We start from the raw sequence: 22,097 nt of genomic DNA on the forward strand, positions 1-22,097 counted from the left end.
GACGTACGGCGCTGCTGGGCAGACCGCAACGTGCACGCCCAATTCGAACTTCGGGATAACATCCTCCACGGTCGCGAACCAGACGGGCAACGGGCAGATTGGCAATGGAACCGCTCGGCAGGCGCAGTTCTCCTTGAAGTTGTTGTTCTAATGGCAAAGCGGGCTGCTCGTCTCATGCAAGCGGCCCGCATCCGTCCGAGAAAGGATGCCGATGCACAACATTGTGGGTGGCATGTGTCTGCTGATTCTGGCGGGCATCATGAATGCGAGCTTCTCGCTGCCGATGAAGTTTGTTCGTGCCTGGGCGTGGGAGAATACATGGCTAGTGTGGAGCGTCTTCGCCCTACTGCTCCTGCCGAGCGCGCTCGCGTTGGCCACGATCCCGGCGCTTGAAGGGATCCTTGCCGGTGCAGGCGGCGTTGCGCTCACCGTTGCGCTGTGCGGAGCAGCGTGGGGTGTGGCACAGGTCCTCTTCGGGCTCGCGCTCGATAAGATCGGCATCGCGCTAACTTTTTCCATCGTGCTGGGGATTTCGGCCGCGGTGGGCAGCTTGATCCCACTGGTGGGGCAGCATAGGGATCAACTGCTGACGCGTGGCGGACTTGTTTCGCTGGCAGGAATTGCGCTGGTGCTGCTGGGCGTCACGGTGAGCGCGGTGGCAGGAAGAATGCGGGACCGCAGCCAGCATGCCGAGGCCAGAACGGCGCATTTTGGGGTGGGCCTGCTGATGGCCATTGCCAGCGGTATTTGCGCGTCGATGATGAATGTAGGTTTCTCTTTCGGAACACCGTTGTCGGCCGCAGCGGCGTCGCACCATGCGAATGCGCTGTGGTGGACAGATGCGATCTGGGTACCCCTGCTGGCGGGCGGTGCGATTCCGAACCTGTTGTACTGCGCCTATCTCCTGCGCAAGCAAAGGACCTCCGAGAACTATAAGGCTGCGAACTCGGGCAGAAATGTGCTGCTGGCGATGGCGATGGCGGTGCTGTGGTTTGGAAGCAGCGTGTTGTATGGAATCGCGACGGCATTTCTGGGGGACCTCGGCCCGGTCGTCGGGTGGCCGCTGTTCATGTCGCTGATCGTGATCGTGGCCAGCGTGTTGGGTGTTTGGACAGGAGAGTGGCGCAACGCAGGATCGCGTGCACTTCGGGTCCAGGGCTTGGCAGTGCTGATCCTGGTGTGCGCGGTGGTTGTGCTGTCGCGAGCGACCTCGTGAGGGATGGGATGAGAGTGCCGACGATCGCGATGGTCGCTTGCCTGCTTGCGCTGCCTCTAGCCGCGCAGGACAAAGGCATGGCCGTTGATACGGCGGAGTCGAAAAGCTTTTTCAGCACAGCGCTCGCGCGGGACATGCCGTATGAGGTCGTATTGCCTGCGGGATATTCGGGATCACAGGAGCGCTACCCGGTGCTCTACCTGCTGCACGGTTGGCAGGGCGACGAGACGAACTTCGTTTCGCTGACGCACCTGGTTGAGGATGCTTCTGCCTACAAACTGATCGTGGTCACGCCGCGCGGCGGGAACTCCTGGTATGTGAACTCGGCGACACGCGCGAAGGATCGCTATGCAGATTACGTCCTTCAAGACCTGATCGCGGAAGTGGATGCTCACTATAGAACGATCGCGTCTCCACACGAGCGCGCGGTTGCGGGGATCTCGATGGGGGGCTATGGTGCGATGCTGATCAGTCTGCGGCATCCGGGAGCGTTTGCGTTTGCCGCGAGCATCAGCGGAGCCTTCGCAGGGCCGTCGGGGATTGAGAGCGTGATGCCGCAATTGAAGCCGAGTACGGATGAGGCGTTTGGAGCAGTGGGAAGCACCACACGCACGCAGAACGACGTGGACACGTTGATCGGCACGGCTGACCACACGCAGCAGCCGTACTTCTTTCTCGAGTGCGGCGCGAGCGATCCGCTGCTGTCCTCGAACCGGCGTGTAGTCGAGGAACTCTCCTCGCACGGGTTTGCCTATGAGTACCACGAGCTTCCCGGAGCGCACACGTGGCCGTTTTGGGACGCGGCTTTACCAACGATGCTGGAAGTTTTGTCGAAGCAGATGCATGTGGAGCCGGCGAGTGCGCCTGGTACCACTGAGAAACCTTCAACCGCTGTTCGCTGAGAGGACTGGCATGAGTCGCTTTTTTGATTCGACCGCTATGCAACGCCGCACGTTTTTGAAGCTTGGAGGTGCGGGCGCGGCGATGCTCGCGTCTCCGGCGCTTGCGGCGGTCAAGGCCGTGCCACCGTCGCTGCCAACGCCGGAGGATCTGGCGAGCGTGGAGATGGAGTTCGGATTCACCGACCTGTTCCAGATGCCGGTGTTCGCAAACGAGTGGGGATACGGGCAGGTCTCGAAGTCAGTTTCGGGAGTGACAGGCATCACGTTTCCCCCGTTCGCATGTTGTGGCGTACCGGATGTAACGTGGAGCCCGGGCCTGCTGACGTCGTGCGAGGTTTCAGTCGATGGGCAGTTGCTGGCGATCGCCCCACAAAATCGCGTCAAGTACAGATGGCTACCCCAGCGAGTGGACCGCGAACAGACATACCAGGGTCTGCGGTTTCGCACGCGGACATTCATACCGGTGAAGCAGCGCGCCGTCGCACAGCGCATCGAGCTGAAGAACACCACAACAACAGTACGCAGCTTTGTGCTGTCCTTCGACATGCGTGCGGCGGTGACGAAGAAGACGACCTTCTGGATGGCCGGCTGTCCGGGCGAAGGCGGCAACACGCAGCAGTGGGATGCGGAGCGAAGCCGGGTCACGTTTGCGGCTCGCAACTCGCAGGCGGCGTCGGCACAAGGAGTGCAGCCGCGCGCGGATTCGTTGGCAGGCGGGCACATACTGCAGTACAAGGTGCGGCTGCAGCCAGGCGAGTCCCATATATTTCGTTACGTGAATGCGTTGGCCGGCACGGAAGAGAAAGCGAATCGCCTCCACGATGAGCTGCACGCAACATTCGACGAAGTCGAGCGGCAGAATGAGCATTTCTATGCAGAGATGATGCGGGCACTGTTCACTCCAGGCAACTCTTATTTCTCGGGCCACCTGCCCATACTGCACACAGAGGATGAGACGCTGTGGGCACTGTACTTTAACGGCATCAAGAACCTCATGAGTGCGCGGCGGTATTCACCGGACTCAAACTATGGGCCGACCTATGTGACACTGGGCGGCCACACGTTGCCCACTCTATCGTTCCCCTGGGACACATCATTGACCGGGCTGAGCCTCGCGCTGCTCGATCCGGCGGCGCTGCGGAATCTAGTCGAAGTGTGGCTGCGCGAGGACATGCACAAGCACCTTGCAACAGACTACGTCACTGGAACCGGTGTAGGACCGTGGTACGCGGTGAACGACACGGCGATCGTCGGTTGCGCGCGCGACTACCTGCGAACGACCGGGGACTTCGCGTGGTTGGATAAGACAATCGCAGGAAAGAATGTGCTGACGCACCTGGCGGACCACGCACTGTATTGGGAGACGCTGCGACATACGGACCGCGGTCTTGCGGACTACGGCAACATCGAAAATCTGCTGGAGGTCGTGAGTACCTACGTGCATGAAGTGGCCGGGATGAACGCCGGCAATGTGGCGAACATGCGCTTTGTGGCCGAGCTGTTGAAGCGACGCGGCGATGCAACCCGCGCCAGGGAATTACGCGCCAAGAGCGAAGACCTCGCGGGGAGAATCAACCGCATGCTGTATGTGGCCGGCAAGGGATGGTGGCGTGCCGGGCAGCTCGATGGCACATTCAACGAGGTGCGGCACTGCTATGATTTTTTGGCCGTTGTGGACAGCATGGGAACAGCACTCAGTCCACAGCAGAAGCAGGAAATGGCGGCATTCTTCTGGGCTGAGCTTGCCACGGGCAAGTGGATGCGCGCACTTTCCGCCGGAGACTCGGATGTCACCTGGAACATCCGCCCCGACCACAGCGCTATCGGTGCTTATGCTTCCTGGCCGCCCATGTCGGCCAAGGCGCTCTACCGGCTCGGAGAGCCCGAGGAGAAAGTAGCCGGCTGGTTGCGCGAGGTAGCCAAAGCCGGCAACCAGGGCCCCATCGGGCAGGCGCACTTTGTGGAAGATGTATGGCCGACGATGAAGGGTGGTGCGTTCAAGTGTCCGAACGATGTGCCCTACATGAACGAGTGGTGTTGTCTTGCGGGAGGCGCATTCACGGATCTCGTACTCGATAGCATCTTCGGCGTAGAGATGCGGATGGATGGTGTTAGTGCAAAGCCGCGGCTCGCGGCGTTTGATGCGAAGGCAGAGCTGCACGGCCTGCAGCATCAAGGCAGGCAGTACCGAGTGAACAACCAGGGCATCCACGCGATGTAGGCGTGCAGTATGCTGCAAAAGCAGGCTCTTCAACAGCAAGGAGTAAGGCGTGCCGAAGCGTAAGAGTGGAGTGATGAAGGACAACCCCGAGTCGGCCGCAATCGTAAAGGCCGAGGCGCGCTACCAGGTCATCTTAAATGACATGCATAAGACGGGCTCCGTCTCCGTGGATGCGCTCGCCGAGCAATTGCAGGTGACCGTGGTGACGATTCGTCGTGATCTGGACGCGCTGGAACGAAAAGGCCTGCTGCATCGTACGCATGGCGGCGCGATGCCCATCCAGCCGCAGTTTTACGAGCCGTTTCGTCGTGACCGATCGTTCGTGATGCAGGTAGATCGGCAGGCGGATGAGAAGCGAAGGATTGGCTATGCTGCCGCGGCACTGATTGAGCCGGACGAGACAATCGCGGTGACCCCGGGTACTACGGCGGCGGCGGTCGTCCGGGCGCTCCCGCTCAATTACAACCTGACGGTGGTGACAAGCACGGCGAACGTGGCAGTAGAGCTGTCCAAGCGCAAGGACATTAAGGTGTTCGTAACCGGTGGCACACTCCACGGGGAGTGGTTTTCGTTGGTAGGTCCTCACGCGCAGCGCAGCCTGGACAACATCCTGATTCACACGCTTTTTATTGGTGCGGACGGGCTCGACCCAGATTGGGGCGCAACCTCGTTTGATCAGGACGAAGCAGACCTGCTGCGCATGATGGTGGCGCATGCGCGACGTCGTGTGGCCGTGGTCGACCATACGAAGCTTGGCAAGGTCGCGAATTGGAAGATCTGCGAGTCGCGGAATCTGCACGCACTGGTGACGGACACTCAGGCGACGGATGAGGCGGTCGCACCATTTCGCGAAATGGGTGTGGAGATCATTCGAGTATAGACACCGCTTGCAGCTGTTCGACGAGTGGTGGAAGATTCTCCTTCAAACGCTAGCCCGATGCGGCCTCTCACGGCGAAGGCAAGCACGGAGATGTATTCGCGCACTACTGCGGAACGTTTGGTCTAGCCCGAGCGAGGGAGCTTCCGCGTTGCCTACTTCCACCGGAAAAGACCACCAGACTCCCCGTCATGGCCCGATGAATGACTCGGCCAGTCCTCAACACTTTGACCGTAGTAGCGAAGCCCGACTTTTCGGGCAATTCGCGGACGGCTTCAGAGTTCGTTGGCGCCCGCGAGGCAAGTTGAATGAGTTGGTTGCTTTGTCGTAGTTGAGCAGTTACAGCTCGATTACTTCGAGTCCGCATGCCAACTGAATTGGGACGAGTGAACGAGTGATCCACTCGTAGCCTCGACGGTCACAATGCTGTTCCGGGTTGAGGCTCCGGGTCGCGCTGTCGCGCAACTGGACAGAAAGACCAACCCTGTAGTCAGCAACACGATCACAACCGCCTGGCGTCGCTGTTTACGGGCAAGAAGCCAAACGAACGGCAGCAACGACAGTGCAGCTCCGGCTGGAGCTTCGGAGCGTTCGATGGCAAGCGTGGTCTGCCCGGCCCCCGACACCGAGGCCGGCGTGAAGACGCATTGGTACCCCTGCGGCAATCCACTGGCGCATCGGAAGGTGGTCGTGCCGCTCCATCCGCCGACAGCGCCCACAGTGAGAGCCACGGGCGCTCTTGAAGCGGTCGCGGCGACACTCGCCAAAGCCTGCAGCGTGAAATCCGGCTCCGATTGATACGCCGTCGTCTGGAATCTCGGCGATGCACTGGGCGCTGATACGGAACTCCCGCCGTAGCTCGCAAACAGTATGTGCGTTCCCATTCCAAGACGACCAAGCGAGAAATTCGCTTCTCCATTTGCAGAGAGCGCGGAGGTTGCCATCAACTGTCCATCCACCAGCAGTGAGACGTTTCCGCCTGCTGCCGACGCTCCGGTCACCTGGACACTCGCCGTGTCGGAATTTTTTTTGAATGAGGGCGCAAGGGTCAGGGCGGTCACGGTAGGCGTTGAAACATTGCACTCAGCGGCAGGTCTTCGCTTGCGAGCGAGTGGCAAGGCGGATGTGACGTTGGATGGAGGCGTGCATCTGGTTGTACTTCCTGAGAGCCAGGCAGAGCATGTCTGGCGTGGCGACGACCCTTCCACCCTCATTGAAACCGACGCCAGTGCTTTCTCTTCGGATGCAAAATGGTTCTTGCGGTCGGAGGATCACGAGTTTCAGATCGGCATCTTTGGTGCAGCACAACCGAGCGGTGGGCAGCCTTTGACGCCCGCTGGCCGCTCGGGATTATTCGCGCAGTATCGCGCAACCGTGCCCGAGCTGGAGTTACATGCATCTGTGACGAAGGTCCAGGACGCGAAGCCGCGCACTCCGTGGACACTTGGACCAACCCTCGCATGGCGGCCCAATGCCATCCCGGAAAAGCCTGCGATCAGTGAATTCGCCAATGCCGCGGTTTGGAAGATGGATGTGCCGCCCGTACCGACCTCAGCGCAAATATCGGATGTATGGCTGAACATCGACTATCAAGGCGATGAAGCGCGCTTGTCGAACGCCAAATCTTTGCTGGATGACAACTTCTGGAACGGCCTGCCATGGAAGATCAGTCTCAAACAGACGCTGCCGCATTGGCGCACATCCCGGAGTGATCTGGAGCTGAGTGTCCTACCGTTGCCGAAGAGTTATCCGTTCTATATCGAAGAAGGCACGAAAGAGCACTTCGACCAGTCTGGTTTAGCGCTGGATCTAGCAAATGTGCGCTTAGTGCCTGAATACCAGGTGGTGGTTGAACTTTCCACCGGTCGATGACCCCGGTCGCCATTTCAGGAGACACCCCAACAAGTTGGCACAAGAGTCGCACTAATTGCAGATGTAGAAAGTAGCATGCGTCCAAACTCAGTGTTTATGGTGGCTTCTGCTTGACCGGGTGTGTGTGGAGACTCGCCGGAGATTCAAAGAGCTATGTGACCAAAAGGCCATCGCAGCGGGCTGCTCGGAAGATCCTTAGGTTCGTAAATTCATATGGCGACGCGTCGAGACCAAGGTATAAATCTTGGAGTGACCCTGCTATCCACGAAGGCGACGGCCTCGTAATACGCGCGCCGAAGGGAAAGTCTTATTAGCTAACTTGTTCGATGACATCTGGTACACCGCGAATTTTCAACAAGTTGAGCAACGGCGTGGTGCACATAGTGGTGATCAAGGCCATGAGTACGAGCATGGTGAAGAGCGTTGGCGAGAACGCACCTGCGTTGTAGGCGATATTTAGCACCACCAGCTCCACGAGGCCGCGCGTGTTGAGCAGCGCCCCGAGCCCGAGGGAGTTTCGCCAATTTTGTCCCGACCAGCGCGCAGCAAATACCGCTCCTCCGATCTTGCCTCCGATGGCTGCGACGAGAATCAGGATTGCCCACAGCCAGGTGTTCACGCTGCTGAGAAGATCGAGACGTGTCTTGAGACCGGTAAGTGCAAAGAAAAGAGGCAGAAGGAGTGCGGAGGTAAGCATTTCAGTTCGCTCACCAGTGGCATTTTGCCACGAGGGGATACGGGGAAAGCAGATGCCGGCAATGAACGCTCCAAAGAGAGGATGCACACCGGCCCAATCCGTCAGCGCAGACGAGAGCAACAGGCTCGCCAGGGCCAGCACAAAGATCTCGTAGGACATTGCCTTGTCCCTCGCCCTGCGTGCCAACCAGGCAGTGAGCGGCCGCACCACGGCAAACATGAACACCAGATAAGCGGCAAGGCTGGCGAATCGGACCCACAGGGGAACTCCTTCCGCCTTGTTATGGATAAGAGTGAGCGTGATGGCGAGGAGAAACCAGGCAGCAACATCATCAAAGGCCGCGCATAGGATAGCCGTCGTGCCTAACGGGGTTGTGTTCAGCTTGCGTTCCGCCAGGATGCGCGCGAGCACTGGAAAGGCCGTGATGCTCATGGCGATTCCAAGGAAAAGTACAAATGGCAAGCGGCCGATCCCATCTGGAGCAAAGCGTACGCGCAGTGGATGGGCTAAGGCTGCCGCCGCTAGGAACGGCACGAGAATGCTGGTGAGGCTCGTCGCGAGAGCTGTGGCCTTTTGATGCCGCAGGTGTTCGACGTCAAGCTCAAGCCCGACAAGAAATAGGTAGAGGACAAGTCCAATGTTGGAAAGAATTTCCAGAGAGTGAAGTGAAGACGAGGGAAAGAGTCGCGAGGCCAGTGCAGGGAAGAGATGTCCGAAGATTGACGGACCGAGGGCGATGCCTCCAAGGATCTCCCCGATGACACGCGCCTGGCCGAATCGCACCGCCAGGCGTCCGAAGGCAAGCGTCACGAGCAGGATGACCGCCATCTGCAAAAGGATCAGGAACAAAAATACCTCCCAAACGCCTACTGAGCGAACGAATCGATTGCACGGCGGTTTTACCGATTGAGCCTGTAGACAAGATACGTTCTTCCATTGCCGGCAGACGCAGAATGGCACAAAACGCGAATAAGTTGGACGGACGCGCGACGAGATTTGCGCACATGTCGCGACCACCTCGAGGCTGGAATTTCAAATAGAGGATAGCTATGGACGGCGAAGGGAACGATGATAAACGCGAGGTCAGGCCAACCGAACGGCCGCCACATCCCGATCCAGCACCAGGGCATGATCGAAGAATCCCGCAATCCCCTTCGCAATCGATTCCGGCTGATGGATGGGAATAAAGTGTCCCGAGTCCACTGTAATCATGCGGGCGTTTGGCATGAGTTTTGAGGCACGGACGGCAAAGGCCTCCGGAATCGTCACATCCTTGGAACCGTGAAAGATGAGGGTAGGCATGGATAGTTCTGGGAGGAACTGCGGAACGTCCGCCAGGACGGTTGACGGTTTGCCCCATCGCACAACCCGCATGAACTGCCAGGATCCTCGGAAACCGGAGAATGGTTTACGGAAGGCCGAAATCATCTGGTGGCCAGCGGCGCCCCCACCCACAGCTCGTCCCATTGCTACTCTCCAGAACACGAGCCCGATGATTGGAGCGAGGAGTTCTCCCAGAATCGGTTTACGAAGCCACTCGATAAGGTAGAAAGGCTTGAGCTCTGGGAACAACGCGGGAGACAGCAGCGCCATGCAATCTACATGGTCCGGGAAGCAATGCGCGTAATGGACAGCCACTGCCGAGCCTGCGTCATGCCCAACGACGTGCCACCGGTCGATCTTGTTTTCTATGCGGATCTGATCCAGTTGTTTGGCCAAACTATGCAGATATTCCGGACTGTAGAGCTCGGCCGGGGTCTCTCCCAGGCCTGGAAGATCGACAGTGAAGCAGGTGAACTCTCCGCAAAGACGCTCGACGATCCCTTTCCAAAGGCAACTGCTGGTGGGCATGCCGTGAATGAAAAGGATTGGATCTCCCGAACCGCAGCGAACTAGATGCATCGATTCACCTCGCTTATCGTCATGACGCAGCGCCCGCCGGTTGTGTCCGTTTGCAAAACCAATGAAAGAGACTCAAGGATGCACGAAGCCTGGAGAGAACAAAGGTGAATAGAAAGGTCGTGATCACTCCGTCGGGTTGAACGCGCGAGTAGATGTTGTTGATGCTCCAGGCTGGGATCGTGTAAACATCCCCTGCGGCCAGGGGGCCGATCCGATTCCTAATCGGCCAATCGTAGATCGCCTTCTCAATGCCATCATTAAAGAAGTTCGCCATATCCATTACCCGCCGCGCGTACAACGTTCTGGACAGCCATGGCAATTGCTCGCGATTGCGGGACCGAACGATCAGCCTGGATGCCTCTTCTGCATGCCGAAGTGCCGCAGTAACGCCATTCGAGGTCATGGGGTCCACCATTGCCGCCGATTCGCCAATGACTAGCCAGTTGGGGCCTGAGGTCTTCGCATGAACCTTGCAGACGAAAGAGGTTGTGCGTGGGGAGATCTGGTGTGGTGATTGAAGGAGATTTCGAAGTCCCGAATAGGATTGCAACTGTTCGGCGAAAATCTCCGGACTCTTCATGCCCTTCCTGCGCTTTTGCTTGATCGTTGCGCCGGTCGCAACATAGCCCACGCTGAGGGTGTTCGGGCTGATAGGAATCTGCCACACCCAGCTCATGTAGTGGGACCCCTCGCAGTCAGCATTTAGAGTGGTTCCTTCGATCGATTCGGACACCGCAAAGTAATCCCACATGGCTATCTTTCGGGGTCCGTATTCGAAGGCCGGAAGCCCGAACAGACGTGGAAACAAACTTGCAGCAGAGCCGGACGCGTCGATATACCAGCGCGATTGTATCTCGAGGCCACCCTCAGTCTCCACTGCGATGATTCGCCGCCGATCCTGTTTAGCAGTCACCACTTTGTCGCGAAGCAGCTTCACCCCGGCCGCCAGAAAGACTTCCAGCAACGCTCGATTCAGGAGGGTGCGGTCTACATGGATCGTGCGCAGCTCTACGTTGAACGGTGGCTCAGCAAGCCATTTGCCGGGTGTGTAATCCTGCTGGGCTCCGCTTCGCAACTTCAGAATCACGTGGCGTTTATAAGTAGCAATGCCGTCCCGTATCAGGCGATCCATCGAAAGATCGAAGGCCTCCAACAACCCCGGTGCAGACCAATCCAATGACTCGCCCACGGGATCGGTCTCTTGTGGATCGGCCTCAATGCAGAGAACTCTCAGGCCCTCACGTGCGAGATGGATCGAGGCTGCCATCCCCGCGAGACCACCACCTACGACCGTCACATCAAGCTGCGAGAAATTATCTGGTATCAAGGAGATCGCCGGGGAAGGGTATAGCGCATGTTGGCTGAAGCCGACAAGACTACGCAACCAACCTACAGGTTAGTTTTCTCTCCACCTATCGATGGAGGCAAGTACCGCCATCGCGCTGTTACCATTCCCGCTAACGCCAATCGGTAGATCAACTTCCCGCGACGAGGAGAATAAAGGATTTGAAACTTCCTGCCAGGTTTCGTCCGGTCCTGTTTATTGTCTTGTTGCTGGTTGGTTGGCAGGTCGCGATCGATCGGCATCCAGCGCAAATTCTGCCTGGTCCGATCGCAGTTGCCAGCGGCATCGTCGACCTCCTGCGCCATGGCATTCTGTTCAAGTACATCGTGGCCTCCTTATTCAGAGTTACCTGGGGATTCTCCCTGGCCGCTCTTCTGGGGATCCCGCTGGGGCTGATGCTAGGCTGGTTCCAACGCGGCGAGATGGCGTTCTATCCCCTCATCCAAATCTTTCGTCCCATCTCCCCGCTGGCCTGGATCCCGATCGCTATCCTCTGGTTTGGCGTGGGTGATTCAGCAGCAATTTTCCTGATCTTCGTCGGATGCTTCTTCCCGATGCTTCTCATCGCCATGACGGCCGTCCGAAACATACCTTCCATCTATATCAACGCAGGTCGCAACTTCGGACTAAGCTCGAGCGAATTTGTGACGCGGGTTTTATATCCAGCCGTGATCCCGCAACTGCTGGTCGGGCTTCGCATCACGCTAGGGATTGCGTGGCTGGTGGTGGTCGCGGCTGAGATGATCTCCGTAAACTCCGGCCTGGGTTTCCTGATTGTGGACGCAAGGAACGCGGGAAATCGTTACGACCTGGTTGTCGCAGGCATGGTGATCATCGGGATCATTGGCCTGCTGCTGGACCTGGCGATGCGCTCGCTGGAGAACGTGAAGTCATTCCATTGGAGTTCTTCGGAGGAGTAATGTCTCTCGCAGAAGTTGCCAAAAACCCGGCAGGCACCGGCCAGAAGCTTAAGCTGCAGCACCTGGGCATGGTGTATGGACAGGATGCCGAGAGCGTTCCGGTTCTTGAAGACATCAATCTAGATGTGTCGGATGGTGAGTTTGTCTGCATCGTCGGCCCATCAGGATGTGGCAAGTCAACGTTGCTCAATGTCATGGCCGGCTTTCTTCCCGCAACAGCCGGTACGGTCACCATTGACGGAGAAGTAGTCACTGGGCCAGATCCTCGACGCATCCTGGTATTTCAGGAGCGCGGCGTCTTTCCCTGGTTGACCGTGGAAGGCAACATCGGATTCGGCCTGTCAAAATTGACGCGAGAGGAACGTCGGCAGCGCATCGCGCACTATGTGCAGGCGGTTCGCCTGCAGGGCTTCGAACACGTGTATCCATCGGATTTATCCGGTGGCATGAAGCAACGGCTGCAGGTGGCGCGCGCGTTGGCAGTCAATCCCGATATCCTCTATCTCGATGAACCATTCGGTGCGCTGGATTTTGTTACCCGCGTGATTATGCGTGGCGAATTACACCGCATCTGGCAAACCGAGCGGCGCACCATTCTGTTCGTAACGCACGATATCGACGAAGCAGTTCAACTTGCCGACCGCGTTGTCGTTCTGAGTTCGCGCCCGGCCCGCATTCAGGACATTCTCACAATCGATATTCCTCATCCCCGCAATATCAGTTCTCCGCGCTATCTTCAGCTCCGAGACGATTTTTTTTTCTGGCGAAACCCCGTAGCTGGGAGAGATTCTTCTGGCCCATCCTCGCAGCAGCAGCCCTGCTGGCGCTATGGCATTTCTCCGTTCTCTGGACGGCCACCAAGGTCTTTCCGTCGCCGCTTAGCGTAGAAAAGGGCATCGTCCAGCTATTCCATAAACACCTTCTGTGGGCGGACATCGGCGATTCGCTCCGCCGGGTTGCGCTCGGTTTCGGCGCGGCCGTCCTCGTCGGAATTCCTCTAGGTCTATTTCTGGGCTGGAATCCTGCTGCAAACCAGGTGGTCAATCCAGCCCTGCAAATCCTGAGGCCTATCAGCCCAATCGCGTGGATACCCGTCGCCATCATCTTCTTTGGCGTCGGCGACCATCCCGCAATTTTTCTCGTCTTCCTCGCATCCTTTTTCCCCATCGTGGTGGCCTGCATCAGCGGCGTATCAAGCGTGCCACCGAATCTGCGCAGCGCTGGCCGCAACTTTGGGCTGTCTACTCCCCGCCTCCTGATGCGGGTCATATTTCCTGCGGCTCTGCCCCAGATCCTCGTCGGATTGCGAATCGCGCTAGGAATCGCCTGGTTGGTGGTGGTGGCCGCTGAGATGATCGCGGTCGACTCGGGCCTCGGTTATCTTGTCATCGACTCGCGCAATTCGGGAAAGCGCTATGACCTGGTGGTCGCGGCGATGTTGATGGTTGGAATCATTGGCCTCACGTTGGATATCTTGATGCGCTCAGTCGAAAGGCTAAAATCCGTCCGCTGGGGGTTCCGCAATGCGTCTTAGAACCAAGGTCACGCTCGTCGCACTTGGCTGGCTGCTTCTGATTTCTGGGTTGCAGGCTTACCTCAATGTGAATTGGGCAGCCGTTCTCAATGACTATCGAGCGCTCGATCAACGCAAGATCACCGTCGCTTACCTTCCGGTGACTTGCCAGTTGACCTGCCCGGTAACCGACTATATCTCGAAGTACTCGCTTTCCGGCGAAGAGTTTCTGCCACGAATGTTCCAGGCCCTTCCAGAGATCAAAGAGGCACTGATCTCTAATCGAGTGCAGGCCGCGTTCATCGTCGCGCCCATGGCACTCGCGCTTAAGGCACAAGGTGTTCCCATCAAGGTGGTCTATTTAGGTCACCGATATGGCAGCGCGGTTGTGGTTCAGAAGAATGGTCCCATCAAGACCTTCGCGGACATGCGCGGCAAGACCATCGCCATCCCAAGTCGCTTTTCGGATGAGCGCCTCTTGTTGTTTCGCGCGATGAAAGTGTGGGGCATCAAGCCAGGCGAAATCAAGATGGTGGAGATGGCGCCCCCGGATGTATCAGGCGCGCTCGCAGTCCATGCCATTGACGGATTCGTCATGGGAGAACCGTTTCCCTCCCAGGCGGAGATGGCAGGCTACGGCCGCATCCTCTTCCAGGCGCGGGACTATTGGCCAGACTATATGTCGTGTATCCTGGTCGTCCGCCAGGATCTTATCGATCGCCGGCCGGATGTGGTGCAGGTCTTGGTAGACGGCATCGCGCGGTCAGGTCTCTGGCTTGATACCAGCAAGCCTCATCGAGAAGAGGCCGCTGATTTTGTTGGACGTTTCTACTACAACCAGAAGCCTGCACTCCTGAAATGGGCGTTGACCAAGCCCATGGATCGCGTTGTCTACAGTCCGCTCGCACCGCGAAAGGTGGATTTCGATATGGTCCGCGACCTCATGATCGAAACCGGCGTGCTGGATAAGCGACTCGACTTCAGCGAATACACCGACATACGATTTTCCGACAACGCGCGATCACAAACGTCCTGGAAATATGAACCCGGCCTTGCCACTGCCAAATAACATCCAGCCGACTCAACGAACACAGGTTAGCCCAAGGAGGCATATGACGATGTTTCGCAGGAGATTTCTACAACTCTGTGTCCCCGTCAGCGCAGGTGCGTTGGCCGTCTTCAAAGTCAAACGAAACACACCGGCAACGATGGTCGTTTACGAGGTCAAGGGCTTCACGTGTATCACCTGCGCGGTTGGACTCGATACCATGCTGCGCAGACAGAAAGGGATTCTGTCGAGCGAATCGACGTATCCGGAAGGAAAGGTAGTTATCCATTTCTATCCCGACCAAATCGCAGAAAGTTCGATTCGAGGGTTTATTGCAGACACCGGCTTCATCGTTCAAAGCCAACGCGAAGCCTAACTCCGCAACCCTCCAGCCGTAGAAAGGAATTGATTCGCACGATGTCCACCACACGCAACTACGCCAAACTCTCAAAGGATCTTATCGACGCCCTTCATCTTGAGCAATCACCCGTCGCCATCTGTTTCTCTGACGATGCTCCAGAGGGGTCAGCGGCCCCTGCAAGGAGTGTTGCCGCCGGCTGTCAATTCTGGGAAGATGCGACGGTTTCGACGTTCGCGACATCGGCCAAGGATCACGATCTGTGCGCCATCGGCGTGTACACTCATCATCTTCAGCCAACGCCAGCACAGCAAACCGATCTGATGGACGCCCTGAAAGTGTTTGGAGATCTGGGTTACGTGACGCAGGAAGATCTGCCGAAAATCCCCGTGCTCGCTTCCGAGGCAAAGTGCGTTACGTATTCACCCCTCGCCAACACGCCGTTGCCCCCGGACGTTGTGCTGCTGTTTGCCAATGCGAATCAGATGCTGATTCTCAGCGAAGCCGTCCAACAGGTAGAGAACCAGAATGCCCCAGCCATGGGCAGACCAGCCTGTGCCGTGGTGCCGCAGGTGATGAATACCGGGCGAGCCGCGCTGAGTCTTGGTTGCTGCGGAGCCCGCGCCTATCTCAACATCCTTACCGACGGCGTTGCCCTGTTTGCGATTCCCGGCTCCAAATTAGAGGCCTACACGGAACGGATCAAGGCGCTTGCCAACGCCAATCAAGTCCTGACACAATTTCACGAATTACGCAGGCAGGCCATCCATGCGGGGAATCGGCCGACCATTCAGGAGTCATTGAAAGCCATGGCCGCCTCCTGAAATGTTCCCACTCCGTGTCAGCGTTCCATTCAGCGCTTAAGATACTAAGAGGCATGGCGAACCCCTCTCCATTTGGCGAACGATTTCAGCAGGGCACGAGTCTTTTCGGAGATCTTCGCCGCAACATGCCCCAACCGTGGACTTTCACGGCAATGCATTCGAAGCATGGTGTACGAGGACGGATCTTACGTTGCACCGTGCTGCTCAGCCTGTGCGTCCTGGCGGGATGCCACTCCAAAAATGCAATACCGAAACCGGGCTCGCAGAAGTACAACCAGTTCGTGTCAGCATTCTATACAGGGCTGGCCGCGCTACAGGTGGGCGACGACGTGCGTGCCGACAGCAGTCTGGCGGAAGCGGCGCGACTGGCGCCGGGAGAACCCGCAGTATGGGCGGACTGGGGCGTCCTCGCGTTGCGTCAGCGTAACTTTGATGCGGCATCAGAACGCCTGAACCGCGCCCACGGTCTCGCGCCGGACAATGAGCCGATCGATTACCTGCTTGGCCTTCTTGAGAGCGAACGCGGCAACTCGGCTGCAGCGATCGTCGATCTGCAACAGGCAGTGCAAGCCAATCCCCAGGACTTGCGCGCACTCTACGAACTAGCTTCCGAGGTCGAGAGGCAAGCGGACGCCGGCAGCGATCAGCGCTTTCAGCAGTTGATGGGGCAAATCCTCGCGATTGCTCCAAATAATCTGGCGGCGCAACTTGACCTTGCACGGATTGCCGCTAAGCGAGGGGATGTGCCAACACTGAAGGCGAGCATTGCGCGAATCTCAGACCAGTCAAAGGGCTGGTCGCCGGAGATCACCCACCAACTCGATCAACTACAGGCTGCAGCGAATGGCGACCAGCCGCGGTCGGCTGCAACGAAATCAATTTTTCTGCGCAACGTCCTCATGCGGCTGCCGAGCTTTCGCGACGATCTCTCCGAGTTGAAACCGCCGTCTGGAGAAGGTGCTCAACCCATCACGCATCTCTTGCGCGTAGCCAGCTTACCCTCCCGGCCTGCTCCGGCAGACCGCGCGATCACCTTCAACGCGCAGACCAAAGGAGTGCAGGACAGCCGTATCTGGACCTGGGCCGGATCGATCAACCTGAATGGCAAGGATGCTCCGATCCTGGCACAAGCGAACGCATCCGAGGTTTTGCTAAGCTCCGGGGCAAGCCTTGCATTTCCGGGCGCTGGACGTCCTCCCTCACCCGAGGGAATTGTGGCGGCCGACTTTAACTACGACTTCAAGATGGATCTCGTGCTTGCAGGCGAAGGAGGCGTGCGCTTTTTCCGCCAGGAAGATCCCGCGCATTTCACCGATGTGACAGGTCAGACGAAACTTCCGCAATCCGTGATCGACGGACACTTCACCGGTGCGTGGGCTATCGACATCGAGGCGGATGGCGACCTGGACATATTGCTGGGCACGGCCTCCGGCATTCCAATCCTGCTAAGAAATAACGGCGATGGCACCTTCGCGGTCACGCATCCCTTCGCTGAGATCTCCGGTATTCAGCAGTTCGCATGGGTTGATCTCAATGGTGATGGCAACCCTGACGCGGCGATCGTCGATGGCGCAGGGAATCTCCATCTCTTTCTCAATCAGCGATCCGGCAACTTTATCGAATCGAAGCAGCCGGCTGTCACTACGCAAGTGAAAGCAATTGCCGTTGCGGATGCCGACTCAAGCGGCGTTCTCGATCTGATTGCTGTCGAAGCAAATGGAAGTGTCGTTCGTATTTCTGCCACCGGAAGTGCCGGTTCCTGGTCAGCGGCTGAAATAGCGCGCGTACCGAATCCCAATGTCCAATTGGCAGGCGACGCACGTTTGCGTGCCGCCGATCTGGACAACAACGGCGCTGTCGATCTGCTACTAGCGCCTGTCGACTTGACCGACGCCAAGGCAGCTCCGCCAATTGTTTGGTTGCAAGATGAGCACGGTTCCTTCGACGTGTTGCAACAGCCAATTCCGCCCGGCCGCATCTTCGACGTCGCCGACCTGGGCCAGAACGGGCGTCTTTCGCTGATTGGGTTAACCGATGCGGGCACGCTCTTGGTTGCGAGCAACCACGGAACCAAAAACTATCATTGGCAGACCATACGACCGCGCGCGCGCCAGTCCACTGGCGACCAAAGAGTCAATTCCTTCGGCATTGGGGGCGAGATTGAGATTCGTTCCGGCCTGCTTGTGCAGAAACAGTCGATTGAGCGCCCCGAATTGCACTTCGGGCTTGGAGAGCAAACGCAGGTGGACGTCGCGCGCATCCTCTGGCCCAACGGTTCTATGCGTGCCGAGTTCGCGCTCCGTGCGGATCAACAGATTGTCACGGAGCAGCGTCTCAAGGGCTCATGCCCCTTTCTCTTCGCATGGGATGGAACCCGCATGAGCTTCGTAAAAGACTCCGTGCCCTGGGGATCCGCCATCGGTTTGCGCATCAACGCGCTCGGTGCACCCGATATCGCCGCCACCGAAGAGTGGTACAAGATCGGGCGAGATCAGCTAAAGACACGGGATGGTTTCTACGATCTCCGCATTACCGGCGAATTGTGGGAGACGTATTACTACGATTCCATGGCGCTGATGACGGTCGATCACCCGGTGGGCACAGAGGTCTTTACGGACGAACGCTTCGATGTTCCGCCGGTGAAGCTTGCGGTCACTGCAGTTGGTGAGCCTCAACCAATCGTTCGAGCAACCGACGACAACGGGCAGGATGTCACCGCGACCTTAGCCAAGGTCGATGGCGTCTACCTCGACAACTTCGGGCGAGGTCAATACCAGGGTGTCACGCGAGATCATTACGTCGAGATAGAACTGCCTGCATCGATGCCTCTAAATGTGCCTCTTTGGTTGATTGCGAAGGGCTGGCTGCATCCGTCCGATTCGTCTGTCAACGTCGCTCTCGGACAGGGCAGTGGCGAGAAGCCCCATTGGCTGAGTCTCGAAGTGCCCGACGGTAAGGGCGGCTGGCGGGTAGCGAAACCGAACCTTGGTTTCCCGGCCGGGCGCAACAAGATTTGTCTCCTCGATCTCACCGGTGTCTTCGCTGCCGGCATTCCCCATCGCCTGCGACTGCGCACCAACCTGGAAGTCTTTTGGGACTTCATTGAGTGGGCGACGGGTGAACCGGCTACGCCGATCAAGATTCAACGGCTCTCTCCAGAGTTTGCTGATCTCCACTATCGCGGCTTCTCGGTTGTCTCCCAGGCAAATAGTTCCTCGCCAGAACTGCCCGACTACAACCGCCTGTCGGGAACCTCGCAGAGATGGCGCGATCTGGAGGGCTTCTACACCCGCTTTGGCGACGTGCGAGAGTTACTTGCAACGGCCGACGATCGCTACGTCATCATGAACGCCGGAGATGAGATGTCGCTTCGCTTCACTGCACCACCGCCCCCCCCGCCCGGTTGGGTTCGAGACTTCGTGATCGCCGGAGACGGATGGATTAAGGATGGGGACTACAACTCGATGTACTCGCAATCCGTTTTGCCGTACCCACATCACACGCGTCGCGAGTACAACACCGCACCGGGAAGCCTCGAGGACGATTGGGTGTACCGTCATCATCGCAGTGACTGGCTGACCTACCAGACACGCTACGTGACCGCTGGCGACTTTCAGAATGCGCTGCGAACAGCCACGCCGCAGCAGTTAAATCAAGACGTGAAAGATAGATCCAGCCGATGAAGCGTGCGACCGTAGTTCGTAGTATCGTGACTATCCTTTTCGCGGGATTGCTGATTACGCCTCTCGCGATCAAGCGATTGGCGGTCAAGCGCGCTCGGTCGACGGCGACCGTCCTTGACAGTAACGTAGCGCTTGCACGCTACGGTTTCTACTTCACTGACATCTCCCATGCAGCCGGAATTGATTTCGTTCACCAGGCACCTGTGCTGGATGCAAAACTGAACGCCATCATGCCGGAGGTCGCATCCATGGGTGCCTCCGTCTCGATCGTCGACTTCGATCGGGACGGCTGGCCCGACATTTACGTCACCAACAGCGCGATCGGATCGAAAAATCGACTCTATCGCAACATGCACGATGGGACCTTCAAGGATGTCGCCCCGGAGATGGGCATCGCCGACGTAAATCAGGCCGGCACGGGTGTCTCCATGGGCGCCGTGTGGGGCGACTACGACAACGATGGGTACGAAGATCTCTACTTGATTAAATGGGGCAAGCCAGAGTTGTTCCACAACGATCACGGACACGGCTTCACCCGCGCGAGCGAGCAAGCGGGTCTTCCTCCATGGATCAACGCCAACACGGCTGTTTGGTTCGACTACGATGGCGACGGCCTCCTCGATCTGTTTGTAGGTGGTTACTACTCGGAGGACATTGATCTGTGGCACCTGAAGACAACCAGGATCATGCCGGATAGCTTTGAGTATGCGAAGAATGGTGGCCGCAAATACTTGTTCCATAATCTTGGAAATGGGCGGTTCGAGGAGGTTAGCGCAAAGGTTGGTATCAACAGCCGCCGTTGGGCGCTCGCCTCTGCCGCGGCGGATCTGCGTGGCACGGGCCATCCCGACTTATTCGTGGCAAACGACTATGGCGTGGCCGAACTCTATCAAAATGACGGTTCGCGCTTCCACGAATCAGGTTCAGAGAGTGGCGTGGGCTTTGCCCCCAAGAGTGGAATGAATGTTGCCGTTGGGGACATCTTCAATCAGGGTAAGTACTCGGTCTACGTCTCCAACATTTCAGAAGACGGCGTCCTTATTCAAGGAAACAATCTTTGGGTCCCTCAAGAGAACAAACCTGGCGAACGGGTTAAATACGAAAACATGGCGCGTGATCTTGGCGTGGAGTTGGGAGGATGGAGTTTTAGCGCGCAGTTCGGTGATCTGAATAACGATGGAACGCTCGATCTCTATCTCACCAATGGGTATGTCTCGCTGGATAGAAAGAGAAGCTACTGGTACGACTTCGCTAAGGTTGCGGGAGGGAATTCATCCATTATCGGAGACGCCGATCATTGGCCCGCCGTGGATGGACGAAGTCATTCCGGCTATCAGCAGAAGCATGTCTGGCTGAACGATGGTGCGGGCAAGTTTGTCGACGTCGCGCAGGCCGTAGGTGTTACGGATACGTACGACGGCCGTGCCGTCGCGTTGGCCGATCTTTTCAATCGGGGCGCTCTGGATGTTGTGGTTGCAAATCAACGCGGGCCGCTCCTGCTGTACAAGAACACTGTCGACCCCAAAAACCATTGGATAGAGTTTGCCCTCGAAGGAACGAAGAGCAACCGCAGCGCGATCGGCGCGCAAGTTACGGTCCAGTGGTCCGGCCAGGAGCAGGTGCAGCAAGTATCCGGCGGCAGCGGCTTCGCGGCACAGAATGATCGCAGGCTTCACTTCGGTCTCGGCAAAGATCCTCATCTTGAAAAAGTCACGATTCGTTGGCCTTCTGGTAAGATTCAGACGCTGGATGGAGTGGTTCAGGACAAGCTGAACACCGTGGAGGAGCAGAAATGAGCGGGCAAGCAATTACGGTTGCAGACGCTACCTCCCATGCGCAGGGAACGAAATCAGCCTCGCCCCGACGTACGTGGTTGAGTCTGGAAAACCGTTTCGTCCCTCCCATCTTCATCACCCTGATCCTGCTCATCGGCCATCTTTCCTTCGGCATTCTCGAGAGCTACAGAAAGACGCTGCTAGCCATCGGTGTCAGCATTGCGACCGAGTTGATCCTGGGTAAGTTCGTTGTCGGCAAATGGCCGAACGTGGCGAGCGCCTATATCAGTGGGATCAGCGTCGGTATTCTTCTGCGTTCGCCCGCGTTCTGGCCCTATGCCTTGTGCGCGATGATCGCGATTACGTCCAAGTATGTCCTTCGCGTGAAGAATCGCCATATCTGGAATCCATCGAATTTCGGAATCTGTGTCGTGCTGTTTCTCGCGGCCGAGTCGGTTACAACGTTGAGTATCCAGTGGGGCAACAGTCTTTGGGCGATGATCGTTATCTGGTCACTCGGCTCCGTGATTATTTGGCGGCTGAAGCGGTTCCATATCTGCCTGACCTACGTTCTTTCGTTCCTACTCTTCGCATCCTTGCGCGCTTGGATAGTCGGAGACCCCATCGTGTCGGAGATATCACCGATCACCGGGCCCGAGTATCAGCTATTTATTTTCTTCATGATCACCGATCCGAAAACAACCGTCCGCTCTAGGAGCGGCCAAATGATCGTTGCGTTCCTCGTTGCCGCTGTCGAGATGGTGTTCCGGTTAGACTCCTGCATCTATGCGCCGTTGTATGCGCTCTTCATCGTGGGACCGGCCGCACTCCTCATTGAGACGTGGTGGACTTCGCGCAAATCGCTCAACAGTGGAACGACAGTAGACAGCGCCTTCATCAGGACGCCGCAGGAGCCTTCGCCACTGCAATACCGGGTCGGCTAA

At 57.7% G+C, this 22,097-nt stretch carries 18 protein-coding genes; 14 read left to right on the top strand and 4 right to left on the bottom strand.

All coding sequences use genetic code 11. The features are described 5' to 3' along the window. Positions 1 to 205 precede the first annotated feature (205 nt). The 4 genes from GSQ80_RS08550 to GSQ80_RS08565 are packed head-to-tail and all read left to right on the top strand — an operon-like array spanning position 206 to position 5,219. Positions 206 to 1,216, top strand: coding sequence for an L-rhamnose/proton symporter RhaT (locus tag GSQ80_RS08550; RefSeq protein WP_158787214.1), 1,011 nt, complete (start codon positions 206 to 208; stop codon positions 1,214 to 1,216). An 8-nt stretch (positions 1,217 to 1,224) separates the two neighbouring features. Then, positions 1,225 to 2,118, top strand: coding sequence for an alpha/beta hydrolase family protein (locus tag GSQ80_RS08555; protein ID WP_158787215.1), 894 nt, complete (start codon positions 1,225 to 1,227; stop codon positions 2,116 to 2,118). Positions 2,119 to 2,128: 10 nt separating this feature from the next. Beyond that, positions 2,129 to 4,339 (top strand): hypothetical protein, encoded by a 2,211-nt coding sequence (locus tag GSQ80_RS08560; RefSeq protein ID WP_158787216.1) that lies wholly within the window; start codon positions 2,129 to 2,131, stop codon positions 4,337 to 4,339. Between the two features lie 49 nt (positions 4,340 to 4,388). Beyond that, positions 4,389 to 5,219: a DeoR/GlpR family DNA-binding transcription regulator gene (locus tag GSQ80_RS08565; RefSeq protein ID WP_158787217.1), complete on the top strand. Its 831-nt coding sequence runs from the start codon at positions 4,389 to 4,391 to the stop codon at positions 5,217 to 5,219. 347 nt (positions 5,220 to 5,566) lie between these two features. On the opposite strand, the gene GSQ80_RS08570 is transcribed toward GSQ80_RS08565, so the two are convergent. Next, a complete protein-coding gene (locus tag GSQ80_RS08570; protein WP_158787218.1) occupies positions 5,567 to 6,277 on the bottom strand; it encodes an Ig-like domain-containing protein in 711 nt (236 codons plus the stop codon). Positions 6,278 to 6,347: 70 nt separating this feature from the next. On the opposite strand from GSQ80_RS08570, the gene GSQ80_RS08575 reads away from it, so the two are divergent. Continuing rightward, the gene (locus GSQ80_RS08575; RefSeq protein ID WP_158787219.1) at positions 6,348 to 7,088 is read left to right on the top strand and encodes a hypothetical protein; all 741 of its coding nucleotides are present in this window, start codon (positions 6,348 to 6,350) and stop codon (positions 7,086 to 7,088) included. Between the two features lie 310 nt (positions 7,089 to 7,398). Here the strand turns inward: GSQ80_RS08575 and GSQ80_RS08580 are convergent, their stop codons facing one another. The 3 genes from GSQ80_RS08580 to GSQ80_RS08590 form a co-directional block, all read right to left on the bottom strand. Continuing rightward, complete coding sequence (locus GSQ80_RS08580) at positions 7,399 to 8,634, bottom strand: cation:proton antiporter (RefSeq protein ID WP_158787220.1); 1,236 nt, start codon at positions 8,632 to 8,634, stop codon at positions 7,399 to 7,401. A 234-nt stretch (positions 8,635 to 8,868) separates the two neighbouring features. Next, a complete protein-coding gene (locus tag GSQ80_RS08585; RefSeq protein WP_158787221.1) occupies positions 8,869 to 9,687 on the bottom strand; it encodes an alpha/beta fold hydrolase in 819 nt (272 codons plus the stop codon). 19 nt (positions 9,688 to 9,706) lie between these two features. Next, the gene (locus tag GSQ80_RS08590) at positions 9,707 to 11,014 is read right to left on the bottom strand and encodes an NAD(P)/FAD-dependent oxidoreductase (protein ID WP_158787222.1); all 1,308 of its coding nucleotides are present in this window, start codon (positions 11,012 to 11,014) and stop codon (positions 9,707 to 9,709) included. A 179-nt stretch (positions 11,015 to 11,193) separates the two neighbouring features. Here GSQ80_RS08590 and GSQ80_RS08595 point away from each other — a divergent pair, with 179 nt between their 5' ends. The 9 genes from GSQ80_RS08595 to GSQ80_RS08635 all read left to right on the top strand — a co-directional run bounded on the left by GSQ80_RS08595 (position 11,194) and on the right by GSQ80_RS08635 (position 22,097). After that, positions 11,194 to 11,952, top strand: coding sequence for an ABC transporter permease (locus GSQ80_RS08595; protein ID WP_216850201.1), 759 nt, complete (start codon positions 11,194 to 11,196; stop codon positions 11,950 to 11,952). Beyond that, positions 11,952 to 12,839, top strand: a complete 888-nt coding sequence (locus GSQ80_RS08600; protein WP_158787223.1) for an ABC transporter ATP-binding protein — start codon at positions 11,952 to 11,954, stop codon at positions 12,837 to 12,839. The genes GSQ80_RS08595 and GSQ80_RS08600 overlap by 1 nt, the downstream gene beginning before the upstream one ends. A 104-nt stretch (positions 12,840 to 12,943) precedes the next feature. Next, positions 12,944 to 13,486 (top strand): ABC transporter permease, encoded by a 543-nt coding sequence (locus tag GSQ80_RS23000; RefSeq protein ID WP_256369885.1) that lies wholly within the window; start codon positions 12,944 to 12,946, stop codon positions 13,484 to 13,486. After that, positions 13,476 to 14,534 carry an ABC transporter substrate-binding protein gene (locus tag GSQ80_RS08610; protein WP_158787224.1) on the top strand — a complete coding sequence of 353 codons (1,059 nt, stop codon included), beginning with the start codon at positions 13,476 to 13,478 and terminating at the stop codon, positions 14,532 to 14,534. The genes GSQ80_RS23000 and GSQ80_RS08610 overlap by 11 nt, the downstream gene beginning before the upstream one ends. 43 nt (positions 14,535 to 14,577) lie before the next feature. Then, the gene (locus GSQ80_RS08615) at positions 14,578 to 14,889 is read left to right on the top strand and encodes a heavy-metal-associated domain-containing protein (protein WP_158787225.1); all 312 of its coding nucleotides are present in this window, start codon (positions 14,578 to 14,580) and stop codon (positions 14,887 to 14,889) included. A 41-nt stretch (positions 14,890 to 14,930) separates the two neighbouring features. After that, entirely contained in the window at positions 14,931 to 15,695 is a 765-nt protein-coding gene (locus GSQ80_RS08620; RefSeq protein WP_158787226.1) for a DUF169 domain-containing protein, read from the top strand. Positions 15,696 to 15,976: 281 nt separating this feature from the next. Then, a complete protein-coding gene (locus GSQ80_RS08625; RefSeq protein ID WP_158787227.1) occupies positions 15,977 to 19,378 on the top strand; it encodes a CRTAC1 family protein in 3,402 nt (1,133 codons plus the stop codon). A 26-nt stretch (positions 19,379 to 19,404) separates the two neighbouring features. Beyond that, positions 19,405 to 21,174, top strand: a complete 1,770-nt coding sequence (locus GSQ80_RS08630; protein WP_216850205.1) for a CRTAC1 family protein — start codon at positions 19,405 to 19,407, stop codon at positions 21,172 to 21,174. Beyond that, entirely contained in the window at positions 21,171 to 22,097 is a 927-nt protein-coding gene (locus GSQ80_RS08635; RefSeq protein WP_158787229.1) for a hypothetical protein, read from the top strand. The genes GSQ80_RS08630 and GSQ80_RS08635 overlap by 4 nt, the downstream gene beginning before the upstream one ends.

The organism is Granulicella sp. L46 (genome assembly GCF_009765785.1).
Classification (GTDB): Bacteria; Acidobacteriota; Terriglobia; order Terriglobales; family Acidobacteriaceae; genus Granulicella.